This is a genomic window from Streptomyces sp. NPDC057438 (genome assembly GCF_042802995.1).
Taxonomy (GTDB): domain Bacteria; phylum Actinomycetota; class Actinomycetes; order Streptomycetales; family Streptomycetaceae; genus Streptomyces.
The window spans coordinates 1-18,180 of record NZ_JBHVDD010000019.1 but is presented as its reverse complement, the minus strand read 5'-3'; the positions used below and the strand labels follow the sequence as shown (position 1 = coordinate 18,180).

At 72.5% G+C, this 18,180-nt stretch carries 16 protein-coding genes and 1 tRNA gene; 7 read left to right on the top strand and 10 right to left on the bottom strand.

Annotation, left to right across the window (positions count from 1 at the left end):
• Positions 1–132: 132 nt before the first annotated feature.
• From ACFU5F_RS13615 to ACFU5F_RS13600, 4 genes are all read right to left on the bottom strand, one after another.
• A complete protein-coding gene (locus tag ACFU5F_RS13615; protein WP_383886369.1) occupies positions 133–465 on the bottom strand; it encodes a DUF202 domain-containing protein in 333 nt (110 codons plus the stop codon).
• Positions 462–854: a YidH family protein gene (locus tag ACFU5F_RS13610; RefSeq protein ID WP_383886367.1), complete on the bottom strand. Its 393-nt coding sequence runs from the start codon at positions 852–854 to the stop codon at positions 462–464. The genes ACFU5F_RS13615 and ACFU5F_RS13610 overlap by 4 nt, the downstream gene beginning before the upstream one ends.
• Positions 855–906: 52 nt before the next feature.
• A complete protein-coding gene (locus ACFU5F_RS13605; RefSeq protein WP_383886365.1) occupies positions 907–1,422 on the bottom strand; it encodes an NUDIX hydrolase in 516 nt (171 codons plus the stop codon).
• 115 nt (positions 1,423–1,537) lie between these two features.
• Entirely contained in the window at positions 1,538–2,440 is a 903-nt protein-coding gene (locus tag ACFU5F_RS13600; protein ID WP_383886363.1) for a DMT family transporter, read from the bottom strand.
• A gap of 306 nt (positions 2,441–2,746) precedes the next feature.
• Between ACFU5F_RS13600 and ACFU5F_RS13595 the strand changes: the two genes are divergently transcribed.
• The 3 genes from ACFU5F_RS13595 (at position 2,747) to ACFU5F_RS13585 (ending at position 5,891) form a co-directional block, all read left to right on the top strand.
• Positions 2,747–4,402 (top strand): FAD-binding dehydrogenase, encoded by a 1,656-nt coding sequence (locus ACFU5F_RS13595; protein WP_383886362.1) that lies wholly within the window; start codon positions 2,747–2,749, stop codon positions 4,400–4,402.
• Between the two features lie 108 nt (positions 4,403–4,510).
• On the top strand, positions 4,511–5,284 hold the full coding sequence (locus tag ACFU5F_RS13590; protein WP_383886359.1) for a molybdopterin-dependent oxidoreductase: 774 nt from the start codon (positions 4,511–4,513) through the stop codon (positions 5,282–5,284).
• Complete coding sequence (locus tag ACFU5F_RS13585) at positions 5,268–5,891, top strand: cytochrome b/b6 domain-containing protein (RefSeq protein WP_383886356.1); 624 nt, start codon at positions 5,268–5,270, stop codon at positions 5,889–5,891. Before ACFU5F_RS13590 ends, ACFU5F_RS13585 begins: the two co-directional genes overlap by 17 nt.
• Positions 5,892–6,041: 150 nt before the next feature.
• On the opposite strand, the gene ACFU5F_RS13580 is transcribed toward ACFU5F_RS13585, so the two are convergent.
• Positions 6,042–7,439 carry a GntP family permease gene (locus tag ACFU5F_RS13580; protein ID WP_383886353.1) on the bottom strand — a complete coding sequence of 466 codons (1,398 nt, stop codon included), beginning with the start codon at positions 7,437–7,439 and terminating at the stop codon, positions 6,042–6,044.
• Between the two features lie 133 nt (positions 7,440–7,572).
• Complete coding sequence (locus ACFU5F_RS13575; RefSeq protein WP_383886350.1) at positions 7,573–8,091, bottom strand: gluconokinase; 519 nt, start codon at positions 8,089–8,091, stop codon at positions 7,573–7,575.
• Between the two features lie 142 nt (positions 8,092–8,233).
• Between ACFU5F_RS13575 and ACFU5F_RS13570 the strand changes: the two genes are divergently transcribed.
• Entirely contained in the window at positions 8,234–8,959 is a 726-nt protein-coding gene (locus tag ACFU5F_RS13570) for a FadR/GntR family transcriptional regulator (RefSeq protein WP_383886347.1), read from the top strand.
• A gap of 10 nt (positions 8,960–8,969) precedes the next feature.
• Here the strand turns inward: ACFU5F_RS13570 and ACFU5F_RS13565 are convergent, their stop codons facing one another.
• The 4 genes from ACFU5F_RS13565 to ACFU5F_RS13550 form a co-directional block, all read right to left on the bottom strand.
• Positions 8,970–9,404, bottom strand: a complete 435-nt coding sequence (locus ACFU5F_RS13565) for a YchJ family protein (protein ID WP_383886344.1) — start codon at positions 9,402–9,404, stop codon at positions 8,970–8,972.
• Positions 9,405–9,423: 19 nt separating this feature from the next.
• Entirely contained in the window at positions 9,424–10,815 is a 1,392-nt protein-coding gene (locus ACFU5F_RS13560) for a M1 family metallopeptidase (RefSeq protein WP_383886341.1), read from the bottom strand.
• 77 nt (positions 10,816–10,892) lie between these two features.
• Positions 10,893–14,768 (bottom strand): Pls/PosA family non-ribosomal peptide synthetase, encoded by a 3,876-nt coding sequence (locus ACFU5F_RS13555; RefSeq protein ID WP_383886338.1) that lies wholly within the window; start codon positions 14,766–14,768, stop codon positions 10,893–10,895.
• A gap of 284 nt (positions 14,769–15,052) precedes the next feature.
• Positions 15,053–15,137: transfer RNA gene (locus tag ACFU5F_RS13550), tRNA-Leu, on the bottom strand.
• Positions 15,138–15,336: 199 nt separating this feature from the next.
• Between ACFU5F_RS13550 and ACFU5F_RS13545 the strand changes: the two genes are divergently transcribed.
• The 3 genes from ACFU5F_RS13545 (at position 15,337) to ACFU5F_RS13535 (ending at position 18,134) form a co-directional block, all read left to right on the top strand.
• The gene (locus ACFU5F_RS13545) at positions 15,337–16,662 is read left to right on the top strand and encodes a M20/M25/M40 family metallo-hydrolase (RefSeq protein WP_383886335.1); all 1,326 of its coding nucleotides are present in this window, start codon (positions 15,337–15,339) and stop codon (positions 16,660–16,662) included.
• Between the two features lie 175 nt (positions 16,663–16,837).
• On the top strand, positions 16,838–17,071 hold the full coding sequence (gene chpH, locus ACFU5F_RS13540) for a chaplin ChpH (RefSeq protein WP_033531632.1): 234 nt from the start codon (positions 16,838–16,840) through the stop codon (positions 17,069–17,071).
• A 133-nt stretch (positions 17,072–17,204) separates the two neighbouring features.
• A complete protein-coding gene (locus ACFU5F_RS13535; RefSeq protein ID WP_383886330.1) occupies positions 17,205–18,134 on the top strand; it encodes a chaplin in 930 nt (309 codons plus the stop codon).
• Positions 18,135–18,180: the final 46 nt, after the last annotated feature.

Sequence of the window (18,180 nt, the reverse complement as noted above, 5' to 3'; positions counted from 1 at the left end):
TTCGGTGGGACAGGGGGTGACAAATCCAGGCTAGTCACACAAGCCCCAATTCTCCCTTTGGAAACTCCACGCCCAGACCAAGATCTGCCCAGGCTTTGGTTGTCCCGACCGCTCCTCGTCGCGTCCGCGCGGTCAGAGGACCAGGGCCGCGCCGCACACCGCGAGGGCGATCACGCACAGGGCGGCCGTCGTGGCGATCCGGGGTGCGAGGACGGGCGGGCGGGGGACCGCCAGGGCGTGGATACGGCGATGGGCGAGCGCCAGGCAGCCCAGCCACAGCACCGCGCACAGCGCCGCGGCCAGCATGCCGGCCGTCGACGGCCGGCCGTGCAGCGCGGACTTCACCGCGAGTACGGCGACCACGGCACCGGTGAGGGTCGTGCGCCGCCAGGCCAGCCGGGTGCGCTCGGGCTGGAGGCCGGGGTCGCGGTCGGCGGGCCCCGGGGGAGCGGGCGACGGGCTCACCCCTCCCCCCGGAGCAGCACCACGACGACCATGGCGACGGCCACCACGGCGACGACGATGCCGAGCACCGCCGGGAAGCGGGACACCGGAAGGTCCTCCCCGCGCCGCATAGCCCGCTCGCAGCGCACCCAGTGGTTGACCGCCCGCAGCGCGCACAGCACCCCTGAGGCCAACAGGACCAGGGCGAGCCCGACGCGCCAGCCCCAGCGCAGGTCCGGCAGGAACTGGTCCACCGCGAAACCGCCGCCGATCAGGGCGAGCGAGGTGCGCAGCCAGGCCAGGAACGTCCGCTCGTTGGCCAGGGAGAACCGGTAGTCCGGGGTCCGACCCTCCGCCCGGACCTCCTCGGGGACGAACCAGAGGCGGACGTTCCGTGCAAATTCGATCACGTGCAGGACATTACCGGTCGACCACGGAGCCCGGACCGCCCCTCCCGGCACGTCATCCGGCGGCCCCGTGCGCCCTCAGCCGCTCGTACGCCGCCGCCCCGTCCGGTACCCACTCCCACTCGCCCAGGCGCCGTTCCAGCTCCGCCTCCGGCAGGAAGCCGTGCCAGGCGACCTCCTCCGCCTGCGGGTTCACCGGCAGCTCGCAGCGGACCTCGTACACCGCCGACCACCAGGTGCGCCCGGCCCCGTCGTCGTACAGGAACCGGAACAGCGGGGCCGGGCGGGGCAGCCCGGAGACGCCCAGCTCCTCCTCCGCCTCACGCAGCGCCGCGTCGTCGTAGGACTCGCCCGCTCCGACGACCCCGCCCACGAACATGTCGTACAGCGAGGGGAAGATCAGCTTCGTCGGGGTCCGGCGGTGCACGAACACCCGCCCGGCCCCGTCCCTGACCAGCACGAACACAGCCCGGTGCCGCAGCCCCCGGGCATACACCTCCCCCCGCGGAAGCTGCCCGATGACCTGGTCGCTCTCGTCCACGATGTCGAGGATCTCGTCGGCGGCACTCATGGCCCCATTGTGGGTGCCCGAGAACAGGGGGTACCGCCCCCGCCCGTCAGGGGCGGGGAGAACCGCGCGCCCCCGCTCGGCCGCGCGCCCCCGCTCCGCGACCCGTGCCCCCGAGCTATACGGCGCTCGCGCCCGCCCCCACCACGCCCTCCCGCGCCCCGGCGGGACCGCACGGCATCGCCGGATGCATCCCGAGGAGCACCACCCCCACCACGGCCCCCGCCAGCCCGGCCGCCTCCCACGCGAGCGCCCCCGTGTCCGTCCGCAGCCGGTCCCCGAGGAACCCCACCCCGCACGCGATCCCCGCCAGCGGCTGCGCGGCGGTCAGCGCCGGCAGCGACATCCGCAGCGGCGCCGCCTCGAACGCGCTCTGCACGAGGAGGAGTCCGGTCACCCCGAGCAGCAGGACCCCGTACGGCTGCCACGAGGTGAACAGCCCGCTCCAGCCGCCCGCGCCGAACAGCTGTCCGCTGACCCGGGTGAGCGCGTCCTGGATGCCGTACAGGAGCCCGGCGGCGACCGCCAGGAGCACCGGCGCGGCGCTCGACCGGGACCGCTTCGCGTAGACGGTGAGCAGCAGCGCCAGTCCCGTCATGACGCCGATGATCAGCCACTGGCGGAAGGGGCCGCCGACCGCCGCCCCGCCCTCCGGCTGTCCGGCGACGATGAACGCGGTGACCCCGCCCGCGAGCAGCACCAGCCCCGCCCACCCCTGGCGGCCCAGCGACTGACGGGTCTGCCAGCGGGAGAGGGCGAGCGCGAAGAGGAGGTTGGTCGCGAGGAGCGGCTCCACGAGGGTGACCTCGCCCCGGCCGAGCGCGACCGCGCCCAGCGCCATCCCGCAGACCATCAGCCCGATCCCGCCGAGCCAGCGCGGCACCCGGATCAGGTCGAGCAGCAGCCGGGGCGAGAGGAAGTCGCCCAGCGGGGCGTGCGCGGCGGCCTGCTGCTGGAGGACGAAGCCGAAGCCCAGACAGCAGGCGGCGCCCACGGCGAGAAGGAGAACGAGAACCGACACGCGGAGTACCTCGGGTCGTCGGACGGGCCGCGGCGGAGTCTCTCGGGGGCATCCGCCGGACATCCCGGCCGGGGCGCGATATGTGCCCCGACGGGCGGCCCGATACGTATTGGACCGACTGTAACCGCCCCGGCCGGAAGCTGTCGGCGGGAGGAGACACACCTTGGCAGTTGACTAGGTCACTCCTTCTGCCGAAGGATCTGATGCCAGCGCAGCTGACCGGCCGGTAACAAGGCGCGACGCCGCACCTGGCCCTCTTCGGCCTGCCCTTCTCCGCCCGACCCGTTCCCGAGAGGACGTCCTCGAATGTCGTACGACGCAGATGTGATCGTGATCGGGGCGGGCCTCGCCGGGCTCGCGGCGACCGCGGAGCTCGTCGACGCGGGCCGCAAGGTGATCCTTCTCGACCAGGAGCCGGAGCAGTCCATCGGCGGCCAGGCGCACTGGTCCTTCGGCGGACTCTTCTTCGTCGACTCGCCCGAGCAGCGCCGCCTGCGGATCAAGGACAGCCACGCGCTCGCCCTCCAGGACTGGATGGGCACGGCCGCCTTCGACCGCGAGGAGGACCACTGGCCGCGCAAGTGGGCCGAGGCGTACGTCGACTTCGCGGCCGGTGAGAAGCGGTCCTGGCTCCACGGGCAGGGCGTCCGGTTCTTCCCGGTCGTCGGCTGGGCCGAGCGCGGCGGCTACGACGCCAACGGACACGGCAACTCCGTCCCCCGCTTCCACATCACCTGGGGCACCGGCCCCGGCCTCGTCGAGCCCTTCGAGCGGCGGGTGCGGGAGGGGGTGGCCCGGGGACTGGTCCAGCTGAAGTTCCGGCACCGGGTGACCGGCCTCGCGCGCAGCGCGGGCTCCGTCGACACCGTCACCGGCGAGATCCTGGAACCGTCGACGATCGAGCGCGGTCAGCCCAGCAACCGCGACGTCGCCGGCGCCTTCGAACTGAAGGCCCAGGCCGTGATCGTCACCTCCGGGGGCATCGGCGGCAACCACGACCTCGTCCGTGCCAACTGGCCCGAGCGGCTCGGCAACCCCCCGGAGAAGATGATCTCCGGCGTGCCCGCGCACGTCGACGGACGGATGCTCGGCATCGCCGAGGAGGCGGGCGCCCACCTCATCAACCGCGACCGCATGTGGCACTACACCGAGGGCATCCAGAACTGGAACCCCATCTGGGAGAACCACGGCATCCGTGTCCTGCCCGGCCCGTCCTCGCTCTGGCTGGACGCCCGCGGCAAGCGCCTCCCCGTCCCGCTGTTCCCGGGCTTCGACACCCTCGGCACGCTGGACCACATCATGAAGACCGGGTACGACTACACGTGGTTCGTGCTCGACCAGAAGATCATCGGCAAGGAGTTCGCCCTCTCCGGCTCCGAGCAGAACCCCGACCTGACGGGCAAGTCCGTCAAGGATGTCTTCGTCCGGGCCCGCGCGGACGTGCCCGGCCCGGTGAAGGCCTTCATGGACCACGGCGTCGACTTCGTCGTCGAGAAGGACCTCGGCTCCCTCGTCCGCGGGATGAACGCCCTCACGAAGGAACCACTGATCGACGAGGCCGAGCTGCGCCGAGAGATCGTCTCCCGGGACCGGGAGGTCGCCAACCCCTTCACCAAGGACCTCCAGGTCATGGCGATCCGCGGGGCCCGCAACTACCTCGGCGACAAGCTCATCCGCACCGCCGCCCCGCACCGCATCCTCGACCCCAAGGCCGGTCCGCTCATCGCGGTCCGCCTGAACATCCTGACCCGCAAGACCCTCGGTGGCCTGGAGACCGACCTGTCCTCCCGCGTCCTCACCGAGGGCGGCGACCCGCTGGAGGGCGTGTACGCGGCGGGCGAGGCCGCGGGCTTCGGCGGCGGCGGTGTCCACGGCTACCGCTCCCTGGAGGGCACGTTCCTCGGCGGCTGCCTGTTCTCCGGCCGCACCGCCGGCCGGGCGGCGGCGAAGGCGACGGGCTGAGCCCAAGGCCCGGACATAGCGCGCCGAAGGCCCCGAGAGGCTTACGGAATCCTGACGAATCTCCGCCGTCGCTGGCCCGACGGGGGCGGCGGATGTTCGAATCAGTGGGTGAACCCCGAACATCCCACGGCGCGGCAGGCGCCGGCGGAACATCCCGAAGACACGGACAGGGAACCGGGGCGCGGCGCGCCCGTCGGCCGCCGTGTCCTCCTCGGCACCCTCGGGCTCGGCGCCCTCGGCGTGGTCGCCGCGCCCGTACTCCAGCGCGGTATGGAGGCGTTCCTCGGCGAGGCGGCCGAGAAGGACCCCACCGGCCTGACCGGCCTGCTCCCCAACGGCGGCGGCTTCCGCTACTACTCGGTGACGTCGTCCGTCCCCCGCAAGAGCGCGGAGAACTACCGCCTCAGCGTCGGCGGCCTGGTCGAAAGGCCCGGCTCCTACACCCTCGCCGACCTGCGGGCCCTCCCGCAGACCCGGATGGTCAAGGACGTCCAGTGCGTCACGGGCTGGCGGGTCCCGGACACCCCGTTCGAGGGCGTACGGCTCTCCGCGCTGCTGGACGCGGCCGGGGTGCGCTCCTCGGCGGGCGCGATCCGCTTCACCTGCTTCGACGGGGCGTACAGCGAGAGCCTCACCCTGGAGCAGGCGCGCCGCGCGGACGTTCTCGTCGCCCTGCGCATGCAGGACAAGGACCTCAGCCACAACCACGGCGGCCCCGTCCGTCTGTACGTCGCCCCCATGTACTTCTACAAGTCGGCCAAGTGGCTCTCCGGCATCGAGGTCACGGAGAACGTCGAGCCGGGCTACTGGGAGGAGCGGGGCTACGACATCGACGCGTGGGTCGGCCGATCGAACGGGCGGGACGATGCACCCACTACTTGACGAGCCGCCGGTGCGGGACAGGGCCCGCGTCCGCCGCTTCACCACCGCCGAACGCTGGATCCACCGCACCACGGCCGCACTGATGGGCATCTGCGTGGCGACGGCGGCCTGTCTCTACGTCCCCGCCCTCGCCGAACTGGTCGGCCGCCGGGCCCTGGTGGTGACGGTCCACAAGTGGACCGGACTGCTGCTGCCGGTGCCGGTCCTCGCGGGCCTCGCCTCCCGCGCGTTCCGCGCGGACCTCGGCCGGCTGAACCGCTGGGGCCCGCACGACCGCGTCTGGCTCCGCGCCGCGCGCCGCCGCACCCCCGGCAGCCGCCCGGCGGCCAAGTTCAACGCCGGCCAGAAGCTCTACGCCTCCTGGATCGCGGGCGCCACCCTCGTCATGCTCGCCACGGGCCTGATGATGTGGTTCACCCACCTCACCCCGCTGGTGTGGCGCACCAGCGCGACCTTCGTCCACGACTGGCTGGCGCTGACCATCGGGATCGTCCTCGCGGGCCACATCGGCATGGCCCTCGGCGACCCGGAAGCCCGCCGGGGCCTGCGGACGGGCTCGGTGAGCAGGGAATGGGCGGAACGCGAACACCCGCTGTGGCGGCCATAGCGCCGCACACGGCCGGGCGCCCCCGGTTCCGCACCTCCTGGACCACCGGGGTCGCCTGGACCACCGGCGTCACCGGCGTCACCGGCGTCACCGGCGTCACCGGCGTCATCGGCACCACCGGCGTCACCGGCGCGTCGGTGTCCCGTACGTCTAGATCAACAACGACAACAGCAGCACGATCGCCCCGGCCACCACCGAGATGATCGTCTCCATCACCGACCAGGTCTTGATGGTCTGGCCGACGCTCATCCCGAAGTACTCCTTCACCATCCAGAACCCGGCGTCGTTGACGTGGCTGAAGAACAGCGAGCCGGCGCCGATCGCGAGGACCAGCAGGGCCGTGTGCGTGGTCGACATGTCCGCGGCGAGCGGGGCCACCAGCCCCGCCGCCGAGATCGTGGCGACCGTGGCCGAGCCGGTGGCCAGCCGGATCGCCACCGCGATCAGCCAGGCCAGCACGAGCGCGGGAATCGACCAGTCCTCGGAGATCTCCAGGATCATCTGCCCGACCCCGGAGTCGATGAGGGTCTGCTTGAACCCGCCGCCGGCGCCCACGATCAGCAGGATGCCCGCGATGGGCGCGAGGGACTTCTCGACCGTCGACCCCAGCCGCTCCTTGGTGAACCCGGCCGCCCGCCCCAGCGTGAACATGCCCACGATCACGGACGCGAGCAGCGCGATCAGCGGCGAACCGGCCACGTCGAAGACCCGCTGGACCATCTGCTCGGGGTCGTCCACGACGATGTCCACCAGCGCCTTGGCCAGCATCAGCACCACCGGCAGCAGCATGGTCGCGATGGTCGCGCCGAACCCCGGCCGCTTCTCCAGCTCCTCCGAGGCCCGCACGGGGATCATGCGCTCGGGGACGGGGACGTCCACCCAACGCGCCGCGTACTTGGAGAACAGCGGTCCGGCGATGATCACGGTCGGTATCGCCACCAGCAGCCCCAGCGCCAGCGTGACGCCCAGGTCGGCCTTCACGGCGTCGATCGCGACGAGCGGGCCGGGGTGCGGTGGGATCAGCCCGTGCATGACGGACAGACCCGCCAGGGCCGGGATGCCGATGCGCATCAGCGAGTAGTTGCCGCGCTTGGCGACCATCAGCACCACCGGGATCAGCAGCACGATCCCGACCTCGAAGAACAGCGGCAGCCCGATCACGGAGGCGATCAGCACCATCGCCCAGGGCATCGCCCGTCCGCCCGCCTTGGCGAGGATGGTGTCCACGATCTGGTCGGCGCCCCCGGAGTCCGCCAGCAGCTTGCCGAGGATCGCGCCCAGCGCGATGAGCACACCCACCCCGGCCACGGTCGACCCGAGCCCGGTGGAGAAGCTCAGGATCGCCTTGTCCAGCGGCGCCCCGGCGAACGCGCCGAGCGCGAGCGAGCCGATGGTCAGCGCCAGGAAGGCGTGCACCTTGAACCTGGTGATGAGAACGACGATCACGGCGATGCCGGCCAGTACGGCCAGGCCCAGCTGCGCGTGTCCCGCCGAGGTGATCGGCTCGACGGGGTCCGCTGCCAGCAGCTCGACGTTGAGTCTGGTCACGGTGAGTCCTTGAGTGGGGAAGGTGAGGGAGGGGGAGAGGACGGCGAGGACGAGAGGGGGAGAGGACGGCGAGGACGAGAGGGGGAGGAGGACGGCGAGGACGAGAGGGGGAGGAGAACCGTCGACCGCGGCCCTACGGCGCGGCCGGGCCGATCTCCCGCAGCGCCGCGACCGCCCGTTCGGCGATCTCCTCGGGCGAGCCCGCCACGTCGACCACGACGCCCGCCTCGTCCGCCTGGAGCGGCTGGAGCGTGGCGAACTGCGAGTCCAGGAGCGCCGTCGGCATGAAGTGGCCCTGCCGGTGGGACATCCGGTCCTCGATGAGCGCCCGGTCGCCCGCGAGGTGCAGGAAGACGACACCCGGCGCGGAGGCCCGCAGCCGGTCCCGGTACGCGCGCTTCAACGCGGAACAGCTGACCACCCCGCCGAGCCCGTCCCGGCCGTGGGCCCACGCCCCGATGGCGTCCAGCCACGGCCCCCGGTCCGCGTCGTCCAGCGGCGTCCCGGCAGACATCTTGGCGATGTTGGCCTCGGGGTGGAAGTCGTCGCCCTCGGCGTACGGAACGCCGAGCCGGGACGCGAGCAGGGGACCGATCGTGGTCTTCCCGGTTCCTGCCACGCCCATCACCACGACGACATGAGGGGTACGCATCACTACCTCGCTGTCTTCGTCGACATCGTGACGTCACCCGACGTCGACGACACTGAAACCCATTAGGTACGACGAATTCAAGCCCTGGACCCAAATAAGTCTGACTTTTTGTTCGCCCTCCCCTCCTCGTACCCTGATCCCCATGAGCACACCGGGCCGGGGGCTGCACGGCCGAGTACTGGAAACCCTCGGACCGGCGATCACGGCGGGCGAGTACCCGCCCGGCAGCGTGCTGCGCACGGACGAACTCGCCCAGAGCTTCGCGGTGTCCCGCTCGGTGATGCGGGAGGCGGTCCGCGTCCTGGAGTCCATGCACCTGGTCGAGTCCCGCCGCCGGGTCGGCGTGATCGTCCGCCCGTCCGCCGCGTGGAACGTCTACGACCCGCAGGTCATCCGCTGGCGCCTGGCCGGCGCGGACCGCCCCCGCCAGCTGCGCTCGCTGACCGTGCTGCGCGGCGCCGTCGAACCGATCGCCGCGGGCCTCGCCGCCCGCCATGCCACGGCCGAGCAGTGCGCCGCGCTCACCGAGTGCGCCATCGGTATGGTCGCCCACTCACGCGGCCACAAGCTGGAGGGCTACCTCCACCACGACGTCGCCTTCCACCGCCTGATCCTCGACGCCTCCGGCAACGAGATGTTCGCCCGCCTCGGCGACGTCGTCGAGGAGGTCCTCGCCGGCCGCACCCACCACGACGTCATGTTCCACGACCCCGACCCGGCAGCCGTCAGCCTCCACGTGCAGGTGGCCGAGGCCATCCGGGAACACGACGCCCCCCGGGCCGAGCGGCTCACCCGGGAGATCACCGCGGGCGCCCTCCAGGAACTCGACATCCTGGCCCCCAACGGCCACTCGCCGACCGCCGGTTGACCGGGGCTGCCTAGCCCAGGAACTCCCCGTCCACGTACACCCAGGCCCCGTCCACCCGCTCGAACCGGCTCCGCTCGTGCAGCGAGCCGCCCCGGAACGAGGCGCGGAAGGTGACCGTGCCGGTGCTGTGGAAGGCCGTCCCGTCCCGGGTGTCCAGGATCTCCAGGCCGGTCCAGCGCATGGTGGTGTCGAAGTCGACGGCGGCGGGCCGCGTCCGGGGGTGCCAGCTGCGCAGCAGATACGCCTCGTCCCGCACGACGAACGCGCTGTACCGCGACCGCATCAGCGCCTCGGCGGTCGGGGCCGCGGCAGCGCCCGCGTGCCGGCGCCCGCAACAGGCCTCGTACGCCTCGGGCAGCCCGCAGGGGCAGGCACGGGGGACCGGCGAAGGCACCCGTGCGGCACTCCTCGACCCGGCCCCGGAACCACTGCGACGCGATGACATGGCAGCCATTGTGCCCCGCCTACGCCGACCCCGCGTTCGTCGGCGGATACGGCGGCCGCGCCGGAACCCCGGGGCTCCGCACGGCAGGCGGCGATGGTAGGGGCGGCAGCCCGGGCTCCTGGAGCCAGGCCCGGAACAGGGCGTCCAGCGGACCGTCCGCGTAGCGGCCGGCGTGGGCCGTGAACCCGGCCGTCGTGACGGCGCCGCCGCGGTGGACGCCCGCCCAGCCGCGCAGCATCCGGAAGAACGCCTCGTCGCCGAGCGCGCAGCGCACCGCGTGGACGGTCAGACCACCGCGCTCGTAGAGCCGGTCGTCGAACATCAGCTTGCGGCCCGGGTCCGCGAGCCGCAGGTCCTGGGGGAGCGCGGCGAGCTTCTGGTGCGCGGCGGCGGCCAGTTGCTGCGCGCTGCGCCCGCCGGAGCGCTCCGACCACAGCCACTCCGCGTACTTGGCGAACCCCTCGTTCAGCCAGATGTGCCGCCAGTCGGAGATGGACACACTGTTGCCGAACCACTGGTGCGCCAGCTCGTGCGCGACCAGCCGCTCCGAACCCCGCGCCCCGTCCACGTGGTTGGCGCCGAACAGCGACAACCCCTGGGCCTCGACCGGGACGTCGAGCTCCTCCTCGGTCACCACGACCGCGTACTCCCCGAAGGGATACGGCCCGAACAGCTCCTCGAACAGCTCCATCATGGCGGGCTGCCGCGCGAAGTCCCGCGAGAACTCCGTGAGGAGGTGGGCCGGGATGTGCCCGTGCTGCGGCACCCCGCCCGGCCCGGGGTCGCCCAGCAGCACCGTCTGGTACTTGCCGATCGACAGGCCGACGAGATAGCTCGACGTCGGCGCCGACTGCTCGTACACCCAGGTCGTCGTGGACGCCTTCGCCGTCCGGGTGAGCAGCCGCCCGCCCGCCACCACCTGGTACGCGGACGGCGTCGTGACCGAGATCTGGTACGAGGCCTTGTCGGCGGGCCGGTCGTTGCACGGATACCAGGACGGCGCCCCGACCGGCTGGCTCGCCACCAGCGCCCCGTCCGTCAGCTCCTCCCAACCGAGCCCGCCCCAGGGGCTGTTCACCGGCTTGGGATTGCCCGACCAGTGGACCTCGACCGTGAACGCGGCCCCCGGCCGGACCGGCTTCGCGGGCCGGACGCGCAGCCGGCCGCCCCGGTGCGTGTAGTGCGGGGCCCGGCCGTCGACCCGTACCCGGCCGATCTTGAAGTCGGCGAGGTTCAGCTGGAACTCGGTGAGCGCGGCCCGGCCCGCTATGGCGTTGAGCCGCGCGGTGCCCGACAGCCGGTTCGGCCCCGGCCGGTAGTCCACAGCCAGCTCGTACCGATGCACCCGGTAACGGGCATCACCGTTCGCCGGGAAGTACGGGTCCGGACCCACTGACTGCTGAACCGCCACTGCCGCTTCTGCTCCCCGCTCCGCATTCGTACGACGTCCATCGTCCCCCGAGACCCCCGCCGCCGCACGAGCCGCACTCAGCGGCGCCATGCCTCGATCGGGTTGCCCAGCCACCGGGTGTCGTCGGGAACGGACTCCGCGGCCATGACCAGCGACGCCGGTCCCAGCGTGGTGCGGGCCCCGACCACGCTGCCGGGCAGGACGATTCCGCCCGGGCCCAAGGTGGCACCCTCACGGAGTTCAACAGTATCCGTCCGCAAGATCCGGTCGTGGAAGAGGTGGGTCTGGAGCACGCACCCCCGGTTCACCGTCGCCCCGTCGCCGAGCGTGACGAGGTCGGTCTCGGGTAGCCAGTAACTCTCCACCCATACCCCCCGGCCGATGGTCGCCCCGAGCCCGCGCAGCCAGACGTTCAGCACCGGCGTCCCGGGCACCGACCCGGCCAGCCACGGCACGGCCAGCACCTCCACGAAGGTGTCCGCCAGCTCGTTGCGCCACACGAAACCGCTCCACAGCGGATGCTCACCCCTGCGGTGCCGCCCCACGAGCAGCCACTTCGCGACGACCGAGAGCAGACATCCCAGAGCACCGACGCCCAGCAGCACCACCCCGCCCAGCGGCCACGCCCAGCCGCCCAGCGCGCTCAGCGCCGCCACCGTCAGCAGCGCGAGACCCGCCGAGCAGAACACCGGCACGATCCGGCACAGCTCCACCAGGGCCCGCGCCCACAGCAGCCGCGCGGGCGGCTCGTACGTCAGGCTCTGGTCACCGTCCGCGGCGGACCGGGGCAGCCGCACCGGCGGCAGCCCCAGGTACGAGCTGCCCTTCTTGGCCTTCTTCGGCGTCGCCGACAGCACACCCACCAGACCGCCGTCCGGCACGGACCGCCCCGGCGCGGTCATCCCGGAGTTCCCGAGGAACGCCCGCCGCCCGATCTCCGCCCGCCCGATCCGCAGCCACCCACCACCCAACTCGTACGGCGCGGTCAGGGTGTCGTCCGCGAGGAACGCCCCGTCGCCGACCGTCGTCAGACTCGGCAGCGCCAGGACGGTGGACACCTCGGCGCCCTTCCCGATCCGCATCCCGAGCAGCCGCAGCCACACCGGTGTCACCAGCCCGGCGTACAGCGGGAACAGGGTCTGCCGCGACCGGTCCATCAGTTGCGTGACCGTCCACGCCTGCCACCCGATCCGGCTGTGCGTCGGATGTGTGCCCTCCCGCAGCCCCAGACTCAGCAGCCGTACGGCCGCGAGCAGCAGCAGCGCGTACGCCGCCCCGAACGCCAGCGTGGCCGGCACCAGCCCCAGCGCCCCGCCCCGCAGAGCGGCCCCGAGCCCGGCGTCCGGGTCCACGAACAGACTCAGCACGGCCAGCGCGGCACACCCGGCGAGCACCGGCAGCGCGGTCAGCCCGAACCCCGTCACGCCGTACGACACCCGCCAGAACAGGCCACGCTGCGGCCTCTCCTTGGGCCAGTTCCGCTTCGCCTTGCCCAGCTTCCCCGCGGGCGCCCCGGCCCACCGCTGCCCGGTGGGGATCTGCCCGGCCACCGCCGACCCGGGCGCCACCTCGGCCCGCTTGCCGACCCTGGCACCCGGCAACAGCATGCTCCGCGTCCCCACGACCGCGCCGGCCCCGACCTTCACGGCCCCGATCTCCAGCCGGTCCCCGTCGAGCCAGTACCCGGAGAGGTCCACCTCGGACTCCACGGCCGCACCCCGCCCGAGCTTCAGCATCCCGGTCACCGGCGGCAGCGCGTGCAGATCGACGTCCGTGCCGACCTTGCAGCCCAGCGCCCGCGCGTACCGTTCCAGCCACACCCCGGTCAGCGAGGTCGCCCCGCTGAACTCGGCCAGCCGCTCCGCCGCCCACAGCCGCAGGTGCACGCTCCCGCCGCGCGCGTGCCGCCCGGGCACGACCCCGCGCAGCAGCAGCCGCGCCCCGCCGGCCGCCACCGCCAGCCGGCCCGGCGGGGTGTAGAACAGCACCGCCCCCACCGCCACGGCCCACCAGGGCGCGGTCGGCAGCCAGGCGTATGGCGTCAGCAGATTCCCGAGCGCCGCCAGCGGAACGACCCAGCGCAGCCCGAGCAGCGTGAACAGCGGGACGAGCAGCGCCAGCTGCACGAGCCGCGCCCGCACGGGCACCGGCGCCACGTCCCGGCCGGGACCGTCCTGCCCGCCGGACTCCTCCAGATACCGGGCCAGCTTCCGGAGCGTGGGCCGCTGGTAGATGTCCACCACCGCGACGCCCGGATACCGGGTCCGCAGCCGGGTCGTCAGCTGGGCGGCGCCCAGGCTGCCGCCGCCGATCGCGAAGAAGTCGTCCTGAGCACTGCCCACCGGGACGCCCAGCACCTCGGCCCACTGCTCGGCGAGCCACGCCTCCGTCCCGTACAGCTCCTCGGCCGGCCCGGTGCTCTCCTGCTCCGCCAGCGGCCACGGCAAGGCGTCGCGGTCCACCTTCCCCGACGTCCGGGTCGGCAGCTCCGCCACCGGCGCCAGCAGCGGCACCAACGCCGCCGGCAGCTCCGCCCGCAGCTTCTCCACGGCCGCCGCCCGATCCCAGCCGTCCTGGGTGACCACATAGCCGACGAGCAGCTGATTGCCGCTCCGCGCCGTCCGTACGGCCGCCGCGGCGCCCGCGACACCGGGCAGCGCCTGCAGCGCGGCGTCGACCTCGCCCAGCTCGATCCGCCGCCCGCCGAGCTTGATCTGCTCGTCGGCCCGCCCGAGGAACACCAGCCCCTCCGGCTCCGCCTTCACCAGGTCGCCGCTGCGATAGGCGCGCTCCCAGCCCAGCGACTTCAGCGGCGCGTACTTCTCCGCGTCCTTCTCGGCGTCGAGATACCGCGCGAGCCCCACGCCACCGATCACGAGCTGCCCGCTGCCGCCCATCGGCACGGGCTCCCCGGCCTCGTCGACGACGGCCAGTTCCCAGCCGTCGAGCGGCAGCCCGATCCGGATCGGCTCCTCGCCGGACATCAGCGAGGCGCAGGCGACGACGGTGGCCTCGGTCGGCCCGTAGGTGTTCCAGACCTCGCGGCCCTCCGTCACCAGCCGCTGCGCCAGCTCCGGCGGGCAGGCCTCACCACCGAAGATCAGCAGCCGGACGTCGTTGAGGGTCTCGGGCTCCCAGAGCGCGGCCAGCGTCGGCACGGTCGACACGACCGTGATCTCCTGCTCGACCAGCCAGGGCCCCAGGTCGGCGCCGCTCCTGACCTGCGCACGCGGCACCGGCACCAGACAGGCCCCGTGCCGCCAGGCCAGCCACATCTCCTCGCAGGACGCGTCGAAGGCCACGGACAGCCCGGCCATCACCCGGTCCCCGGGCCCGATCGGCTCCTCGGTCAGGAACAGCCGCGCCTCGGCGTCCACGAACGCGGCGGCGCTGCGATGGCTGACCGCCACGCCCTTGGGCTTCCCGGTCGACCCGGAGGTGAAGATGATCCACGCGTCGTGCCCGGCCCCGGGCCGGGCGGCGGGCACCTCGGACGCGCCGTCCACGGTCAGCTCGTGCCCGGCCCCGACGACGGCCCGCACCCGCGCCTCCCCGAACACCAGCTCGGCCCGCTCGTCGGGGTCGTCGGCGTCGACGGGCACATAGGCGGCGCCGGCCGCGAGCACCGCGAGGATCGCGACATACAGGTCGTTCGTGCCCGACGGCACCCGCACCCCGACGCGGTCGCCCCGTCCGACCCCGGCCGCCCCGAGGCGCTGCCGCAGGTGCTCCACCTCGACCGCCAGTGCGCGGTAGGTCAGCCGGCGCCTGCCGTCGTCCAGCGCCGGCTCGTCCGGGAACGACCGCACGGACGCCTCGAAGACGTCCACGAGCGTGCGCGGCGAGGCCGCCGGACCGGCCGAGAAGATCGCCGTCCCGCCGAACCCTCCGGCTGCCTCGGCCAGCTCACCGTCGAGCAGCGTCAGGTCAGGACTCTCGTGCACGGCGGCCATCGGATCCTCGCGTCTCGAACCCGGACCATCCGGGGGCGCCGACGGGCCCGCAGGTCTGCCTGGGGATATTTCCGGTATCGGCACCGAACAAGCCCAATACTCTAGTGCTCGGGTGACTACGGCCTGTCGTGTCGGCCAAGCGGGGGCGTCCACCGGGCGGCCCGGAAGGGCGGAAGGGCGGGCCGTGACCTGGGGTTTTCCTGATGGGGGGAGACGTCGCCCACATTTCCTCGGCTCAACGCGACGAAGGCCACGACCTGATGGTCGCGGCCTTCGCCCCTGTGTGTCCGAGGGGGGACTTGAACCCCCACGCCCGATAAAGGGCACTAGCACCTCAAGCTAGCGCGTCTGCCATTCCGCCACCCGGACAAGGTGTCTGTCGCGCGGGGTTCCCCCCGTGGCGACGAAGGAAACATTACCAGGCTTTCCCAGGCCCCCGATCACCCCCCGTCCCCGGGCGGCCGGGTGTGAACGGCGTGTGACCCGGCCGGTCCCGGTCTTGGGACGGGCGGTGGGGCAGGAGGAGGATGAGGGGGAACCACCAGCAGCGACAGCGGGAGGAACCAGCGTGAACGAGACGGACACGGGCAGGCGCGTGACCGGTGAGGACGAGGTCGTCGACCTCTGCCGCGAGCTGATCCGGATCGACACCAGCAACTTCGGCGACCACTCGGGGCCCGGGGAGCGCAAGGCCGCCGAATACGTCGCCGAGAAGCTGGCCGAGGTGGGGCTGGAGCCACAGATCTTCGAGTCGCACCCGGGCCGCGCGTCGACGGTGGCCCGGATCGAGGGCGAGGACCCCTCGCGGCCCGCGCTGCTCATCCACGGCCACACCGACGTCGTTCCGGCCAACGCCGTGGACTGGACCCACCACCCGTTCTCCGGCGAGGTCGCGGACGGCTGTGTCTGGGGCCGGGGCGCCGTCGACATGAAGGACATGGACGCGATGACCCTGGCGGTCGTCCGCGACCGGCTGCGCAGCGGCCGCAAGCCCCCGCGCGACATCGTGCTCGCCTTCCTCGCGGACGAGGAGGCCGGCGGCACCTACGGGGCGAAGCACCTCGTGAAGAACCACGCCGACCTCTTCGAGGGCGTCACCGAGGCGATCAGCGAGGTCGGCGGCTTCTCCTTCACGGTGAACGAGCAGCGGCGGCTCTATCTGATCCAGACGGCCGAGAAGGGCATGCACTGGATGAAGCTCACCGTGGCCGGCACGGCCGGGCACGGTTCGATGATCCACCGGGACAACGCCATCACCGAGCTGTCGGAGGCCGTCGCCCGCCTCGGCCGCCACCAGTTCCCGGTACGGGTCACCCAGACCACCCGGGCCTTCCTCGACGAACTGGGCGACGCCCTCGGCACCACCCTCGACCCGGAGGACATGGAGGGCACCCTCGCCCGGCTCGGAGGGATCGCCAAGCTGATCGGCGCGACCCTGCGCAACACCGCCAACCCCACCCAGCTCGGCGCCGGCTACAAGGTCAACGTCATTCCGGGCGAGGCGACCGCGCATGTCGACGGGCGGTTCCTGCCCGGATTCGAGGAGGAGTTCCTCGCCGACCTCGACAAGATCCTCGGCCCGAACGTGCGGCGCGAGGACGTGCACTGCGACAAGGCGCTGGAGACGTCCTTCGACGGGGCGATCGTCGACGCCATGCAGTCGGCGCTGCTTGCCGAGGACCCGGCCGCGAAGGCGGTCCCGTACATGCTCTCCGGCGGTACGGACGCCAAGTCCTTCGACGACCTCGGGATCCGGGGCTTCGGCTTCGCGCCGCTCAAGCTGCCGCCGGAGCTGGACTTCGCGGGCATGTTCCACGGCGTCGACGAGAGGGTGCCGGTGGACGGTCTGAAGTTCGGTGTGCGCGTCCTCGACCGTTTCATCGACGCGTCCTGAACCCGTCCGTACCCGGCGAGACGTGTCGACACGTGTTCGGCTTTTATTCGGCTGCGCGTACGAGGATCGACCGGGTCGAGTGAATCGGACCATAAGCTCGTAGCTCCAATACTCCCTCCTCGTTACAGGTGGTGTGACTCGCTACTTGGGGTCGCTTTGCCTACAAGGAGGAATAATGCTCAAGAAGGTCGTCGCCGCTGCGGCTGCCACCGGTGGTCTGGTTCTCGCGGGCGCGGGTCTGGCCGTCGCCGACGCCGGGGCTCAGGGTGCCGCCGTCGGCTCCCCGGGTGTCGCGTCCGGCAATGTCGTCCAGGTGCCGGTTCACGTCCCCGTGAACGTGTGCGGCAACACGATCTCGGTGATCGGGCTGCTGAACCCCGCCTTCGGCAACACCTGCATCAACAAGTGACGTCGTACCTCACCAGGTGAGGGTCTGAAACAACCGCCGGCCCCGGAGTGCGCGCCATGCACTCCGGGGCCGACCGGTATTCCCGCAAGGCGCAGAAAATCAGAACATCAGGGCTAAGGCAGGTAATTCAGCAATGCGACAGGTCACCCGCAAAGGCCTCATGACCATGGCGGCCGCGTCCGGTGTGCTCGCCGCGGCGGGCGGTGCCGCGCACGCCGACGCCGGTGCGCAGGGATCCGCCACCCACTCGCCCGGCGTGCTCTCCGGCAACACCGTGCAGGCGCCGGTGGAGACCGAGGTCAACGTCTGCGGCAACACGGTGAGCGTGGTCGGACTGCTCAACCCGGCGGCCGGCAACAAGTGTTCCAACGGCGGCGGCGGCAAGCACGCACGCGGCGGCCAGGGGGCGTCGCACGGCGGCTCCCACGCGGGCGGTCACACCAGTGACTCGCCGGGTGTGGCCTCCGGCAACCACGTCCAGGTTCCGGTGCACGTCCCGGTCAACGTGTGCGGCAACACCGTCGACGTGGTCGGCGCCGCCAACCCGGCCACCGGCAACGACTGCTCCAACGGCGGGGGCGGCGGCGGTTACGGCGACCACGGCCACGGCGGTCACGGTCCGTCGTACGACGGCTCGCACGCGGACGGTCACACCGGCGGATCGCCGGGCGTGGGCTCGGGCAACAGCGTGCAGGTCCCGGTCGACGTCCCGATCAACCTGTGCGGCAACAACATCGGCGTGATCGGTATCGGCAACGGGGTCACGGGCAACGACTGCGCGAACTCGGGCGGCGGAGGGGCGCACGAGAACCCGGGCGGCGGCCGGCAGACCCCGCCGGGCGACTTTGAGGAGGCGTCCCCGCAGACACCGGACAAGCCGGTCCGGCCCGGCGACGAGGTCCCCCGCGGTGACACCAACACCCCGGGCCCCCAGACCGACGGTGTCGCGCAGCTCGCCCAGACCGGCGGCGACCTCCCGCTGGGCCTCGTCCTCCCGCTGGGCGCGGGCGCTCTGATCGGGGGCGCCCTGATCTACCGCAAGGCACGGGCGGCCGCTCTGTAACCGGCCCCGCCCCGCCACGACGGAAGCGGGCCCCGCAGTCGCGGGG

Bases quoted from the DNA above. Each gene is read 5' to 3' on its own strand.
- ACFU5F_RS13605 (WP_383886365.1), bottom strand. From the start codon at position 1,422: ATGAGTGCCGCCGACGAGATCCTCGACATCGTGGACGAGAGCGACCAG.
- ACFU5F_RS13595 (WP_383886362.1), top strand. From the start codon at position 2,747: ATGTCGTACGACGCAGATGTGATCGTGATCGGGGCGGGCCTCGCCGGG.
- ACFU5F_RS13585 (WP_383886356.1), top strand. From the start codon at position 5,268: ATGCACCCACTACTTGACGAGCCGCCGGTGCGGGACAGGGCCCGCGTC.
- ACFU5F_RS13575 (WP_383886350.1), bottom strand. From the start codon at position 8,091: ATGCGTACCCCTCATGTCGTCGTGGTGATGGGCGTGGCAGGAACCGGG.
- ACFU5F_RS13570 (WP_383886347.1), top strand. From the start codon at position 8,234: ATGAGCACACCGGGCCGGGGGCTGCACGGCCGAGTACTGGAAACCCTC.
- ACFU5F_RS13565 (WP_383886344.1), bottom strand. From the start codon at position 9,404: ATGTCATCGCGTCGCAGTGGTTCCGGGGCCGGGTCGAGGAGTGCCGCA.
- ACFU5F_RS13555 (WP_383886338.1), bottom strand. From the start codon at position 14,768: ATGGCCGCCGTGCACGAGAGTCCTGACCTGACGCTGCTCGACGGTGAG.
- chpH (WP_033531632.1), top strand. From the start codon at position 16,838: ATGCTCAAGAAGGTCGTCGCCGCTGCGGCTGCCACCGGTGGTCTGGTT.
- ACFU5F_RS13535 (WP_383886330.1), top strand. From the start codon at position 17,205: ATGCGACAGGTCACCCGCAAAGGCCTCATGACCATGGCGGCCGCGTCC.